We start from the raw sequence: 4,659 nt of genomic DNA on the forward strand, positions 1-4,659 counted from the left end.
CTGAGGTTGGTTTGATTGCCACCTTCGATTCCTGCCCGGAGTTACCGCAGCCGATCAGGGCCCAACAGCGACCAGCACTACAAGCATACTTAAAAAAGCCGATCAGGGAACAAAAGCCGATCGGAGACAACAGCAGAGACCGGCATGAACAATGGTATTAACCAGGAATCACAGTGGCAAATCAAACCAACCGAAAGGCCCGTCCGGCGAAGTGAAGAACCGAGTGAACGCCATAAACGCGCAAAATCAACAAATAACATTTACAAAGCAGAGTGCAAAAGCCGAAGCATTTTGTTACTGTTCATCCTGTTTCTGCGACTATAATTAAAGTACATCGCTCTCCGCCAATATCATTATTTCAATAACATCTCCCGGCAACTAATCATTCAAGACGTTTATTTATTATGATTTCTGCGTTACGATGTTAATGAGCGCGGAAGCTGTGTCTTGTTTAGTCACCAATCTTTAACCCTCAAATTGCCCCAAATGAAAAAGTGTCTGTTGATCCTTACCGTAGTACTTCTCTCACTTCATGCCTGTAGAAAAGAGCCATATGCCGGCAGTGATGATAATTTCTCAAATAAACTATCTGTTCAAAATGATGATATCCCGGCAATCTGCACCAAAGTGGTATATGCCGGAACAATGACCTTGTCGCAGGCAAGGTATGGGCTGGCAGGTGCAGGGACGGCAAACAGGATTTTGTTTGCTGGAGGAAGGGATGGTTTTGGAGAAGTTACGAATCGGGTAGATATCTATAATGTGAGTACCAACTCTTGGTTGATCTCGAATCTAAGTATTGCCAGGATGGGAATGGCCGCAGCGGGAATACAAAATAAGGTATTTTTTGCAGGTGGCTGGAACGCAGATAATATTGTTTACTCCAGGGTCGATATCTATGATGTATCAACAAATGTATGGTCTACAGCCGAATTAAGTCAACCGAGGTATAATCTTTCGGCAGTGGCATTTGGTGACAAAGTAATGTTTGCCGGCGGCAATAAAACCGGCGCCGCTTATTCGAGTCGTGTAGATATCTATGATCTGTCAACAAATTCGTGGAGCACGGCTGAACTAAGTTCTGAACGAAACGAACTTGCCGCAGCAGCAACCGGGAATCAAATATTTTTCGGTGGGGGCGCATATTCAAAACAGGTAGATATCTATGATATTCCCACGGGCTCGTGGTCTACATCTTTGTTAAGCGAGGGTCGTCCTCAACTAGCAGGTGGTGGGGCTGCGAATAAGGCGCTATTTGCCGGCGGAATGGATTTTACCGGTTCGCCTTATTCAGGCAAAATAGATATATACAATGTGTCAACGGGCACCTGGTCAGTTGCAGCACTTTCGGCAGAAAGAACAGAACTTTCCAGCGCGGCTCACAAGAACTATATATTTTTTGCAGGTGGTCGCGGCAATTTGCCCGCTTTTACAAACGTCGATATTTTCAAGGCTTCATCCGGAAGCTTGAGTAGCGCAAATTTATCCCAGGCAAGGTACAGTCTTGCCAGCGGTTGCGCTAGCAATACAGTAATGTTTGCCGGTGGCCGGAGATCAGATTTTACCGCTTCTCGGATAGTGGATGTCTTTAAAATTAAATACTGCTGGGATCTGCCAATTACAGCTACTAAATCAAAGCAATTGTAGCAGATAAGCAATTGTAGCAGATAAGCAATTGTAACAGACAAAGCAATTGTAGTAGACAAATTGATTGTAGCAGAAGTTATATTAACCTTAAAAGAGGATCCACATTTAAAATCGGGCACGCATTTACAAGAGGATCCACATTTAAATGTGTAAAGTTTTTGTTGTGATGAAACTCAGTCTCACTCCTAACATTGCTCATATATCGGGCGGTTCAGTTTTTCTATTTTTGTTTTACCAGCCCTTAATAAGAATTTTATTAAGCAGTTAAATTATTTGAAGATGAAAGGTTTGATAATTTATAAAAGTATTTATGGTGCAACAGCGTGTTATGCTGAGATGCTTTCGCGCGAACTTGATCTCCCGGTGATTAAAGCAACAGATGTTAATACAGATATGATTGCTATACAGGATTTCCTGGTGATCGGCGGAAGCATCTACATGGGTAAGTTCACACTGAAGGGATTTTTGAAAAAGCATTCGCGCATACTTCAAACGAAAAAAGTTTTTGTATTTTTTGTGTCAGCGACATCATCTGACAAAGAAGCTCATAACAAAGCCATCGCCGCTGATAATATCCCTCCGTTAATGTTTGAGCAAACTGAATCACATTTTTTACAAGGAAAACTGATACATAAAGAATTATCGTGGAAAGATCTGACGCTGCTGAGGATAGGAGCGATTCTTCAAAAGAATCCCATTGAAAAGGCGAACATGCTTACAGAATTTAATAAAATCAGCTTTGAAAATGTTGAGGAGCTTGTTCATAGCATCGACAAATTTAAAAATAGCAAATTGCTGAAACCTGAGCTCGCCTACATGTTATAGCGGAGCTCTGTACCCTTATTCTGTCCTGAGACTTTTTACAGGATTTGAAAGTGCAGCCTTCACTGCCTGTAGACTCACTGTTATCAACGCGACAGCCAGGGCTGCAACTGCTGCTCCGAAAAATATCCACAGCGGAATGTTTATCCGGTAGCTAAAATCTTTGAGCCAGTCAGATAGCGCCCACCACGCAACCGGGAAGGCAATGAGCACAGCTATCAGAACCAGTACGACAAAGTCTTTTGATAGCAGGGTGACTATGCTACTAACATCAGCGCCCAATACTTTCCGGATGCCAATCTCTTTGGTTCGTTTAACCACAACCAGTGTTGCCAGGCCAAACAGACCCATACAAGCTATAAAGATAGATAGCACCGAAGCATAGGATACCAGACTACCAAGCCTTTGTTCCTGGCTATATGCAGCATTTAATGCATCATCCAGAAAGCGGAATTCAAAATCCTGGGTACCTGCTACTGACTTCCAGACTGACCGAAGTGAAGCAACCTGCTTTGGTAAATCGCCCGCCGCTAACCTCACAGTAACCCTTCGGCTGTTTGAATGTTCAGAAGAAACATCACTGGATGCTCCGAGTATACTATCAGCCTTCATGGCCATCATAACCGGCTTAACGGTTGTGTGTAAAGATTCATAATTAAAATCTTTCACAACACCTATAATCTGTTCTGCGTATTTACCCGGCAGCTTTTTTCCGATAGGATCCTGCCATCCATATTCCCGTACCAATGCTTCGTTTACAATTATCGCGTTCGAATCTGCCGGATTTCCTTTTATAAAGTTCCGTCCAGCGGCCAATTTCAATCCCATGGTCGGAATGAAATCCGGGTCAATCACATTGAATTTAAACGAACGGAACATTTTTTTATCATCAAGATAGCCGAGGTTCATCCATCCGGCCTGTATCAAACTAAACCAGGAAGTGCTACTTGACCTGACTTCGCGATTTACTTCAAGCGCGGTTCTGAACCTTGTTGCCAGTTCACGTCCTTCCATGCCGGCTTTGTTTGTTGAGATAACGATTACTTGCTCTTTATCATAGCCCAGGTCCTTACTACGGAGAAAATTTAATTGTTTTCCGATTACAATGGTGCAAATGATCATGATTATCGAAGCAACAAATTGTGAAACCACCAATGCGCGCCTGAACAGGTTCATGCTGCTCCCGGTTTTCAACTTTCCCTTCAGCACTTCAATCGGCCGGAACCCCGAAAGAACAATGGCCGGATAGATACCAGCGATAAGTCCAACCGTAACAAACAACATGAGAAAAAACAACATTGTAAACTGATTAAAGCTAAGTGCCAATTCACGGTCTGCCAGCTGGTTAAAAGGTTTTAAACAAACCAAAGCAAGGAGGATCCCGATCATTAAAGAAATGAAGGTGAGTAGTAAAGCTTCGCCCCAAAACTGCTTTATAAGCTGTGGACGTGCGGCGCCAAGAACTTTCCGCACACCGACTTCCAAGGAGCGGCTGGTAGAACGGCCAATCGATAGTGTAATAAAATTAATACAGGCAATCAGCAGAATGAGCAAACCAATGGTAGCTAAGATGGTAGAATATTTCGGATTACTGATCGCTTCATTACCCGCGGGCAATGTATTATCGAGATGGATACCAATTAAGTTCTGAAGTGTAACATTATACTGACCTGGCTTATAATTTTTCGAAACCAGCGGGTTCATAACGTCGGCAATCTTTTTATTTAATGCTGGTACATCGGTACGTTCTTTTAATAAGAAATAGGTCTCAACAGAAACATTGGACCAGGATCGGGTCATAGCCCTTTCACTGAAAAACCGCAGTCCATTAGCAAAGGAGATGAGCATCTGGAACTGCAGGCTGGATTCAAGAGGAACATCATTTACAATAGCAGCTACCGTAAAAGGAACCCATTCACGTGCAAGCTGGAGTTCTATGGTTTTGCCGATCGGAGCTTCCCCGCCAAAATATTTCTTCGCAGATGCCTGGGTGATAATGATTGTATTAGCTGTTGGAAATGGATTATTGAGATCACCTGGTTTTAATTCAAAGTCGAACAGGCTGAAAAAGCTGCTATCGACCATGTTGAGTTTTTCCGTAAAAATGTTGTTGTTATAACGAACCAGTGGACTGGTAGAATAAACCCGGCAGGTTTTTTCAATTTCAGGCAAAGCATTCTGAAGCACCGG

General features: G+C 43.0%; 3 protein-coding genes. 2 read left to right on the plus strand and 1 reads right to left on the minus strand.

From position 1 onward, the window contains the following. The first annotated feature begins 486 nt into the window (after positions 1-486). Both VK664_RS05385 and VK664_RS05390 read left to right on the plus strand, forming a co-directional pair. Positions 487-1,647 (plus strand): Kelch repeat-containing protein, encoded by a 1,161-nt coding sequence (locus VK664_RS05385; RefSeq protein WP_461397595.1) that lies wholly within the window; start codon positions 487-489, stop codon positions 1,645-1,647. A gap of 279 nt (positions 1,648-1,926) precedes the next feature. Continuing rightward, positions 1,927-2,472 carry a flavodoxin domain-containing protein gene (locus VK664_RS05390; protein WP_461397596.1) on the plus strand — a complete coding sequence of 182 codons (546 nt, stop codon included), beginning with the start codon at positions 1,927-1,929 and terminating at the stop codon, positions 2,470-2,472. A gap of 15 nt (positions 2,473-2,487) precedes the next feature. On the opposite strand, the gene VK664_RS05395 is transcribed toward VK664_RS05390, so the two are convergent. After that, the coding region (locus tag VK664_RS05395; protein ID WP_461397597.1) for an ABC transporter permease at positions 2,488-4,659 on the minus strand (2,172 nt) is incomplete at its 5' end.

Origin of the sequence: Flavitalea sp. (assembly GCF_035489435.1) — a bacterium.
Lineage (GTDB): Bacteria > Bacteroidota > Bacteroidia > Chitinophagales > Chitinophagaceae > DATHKG01.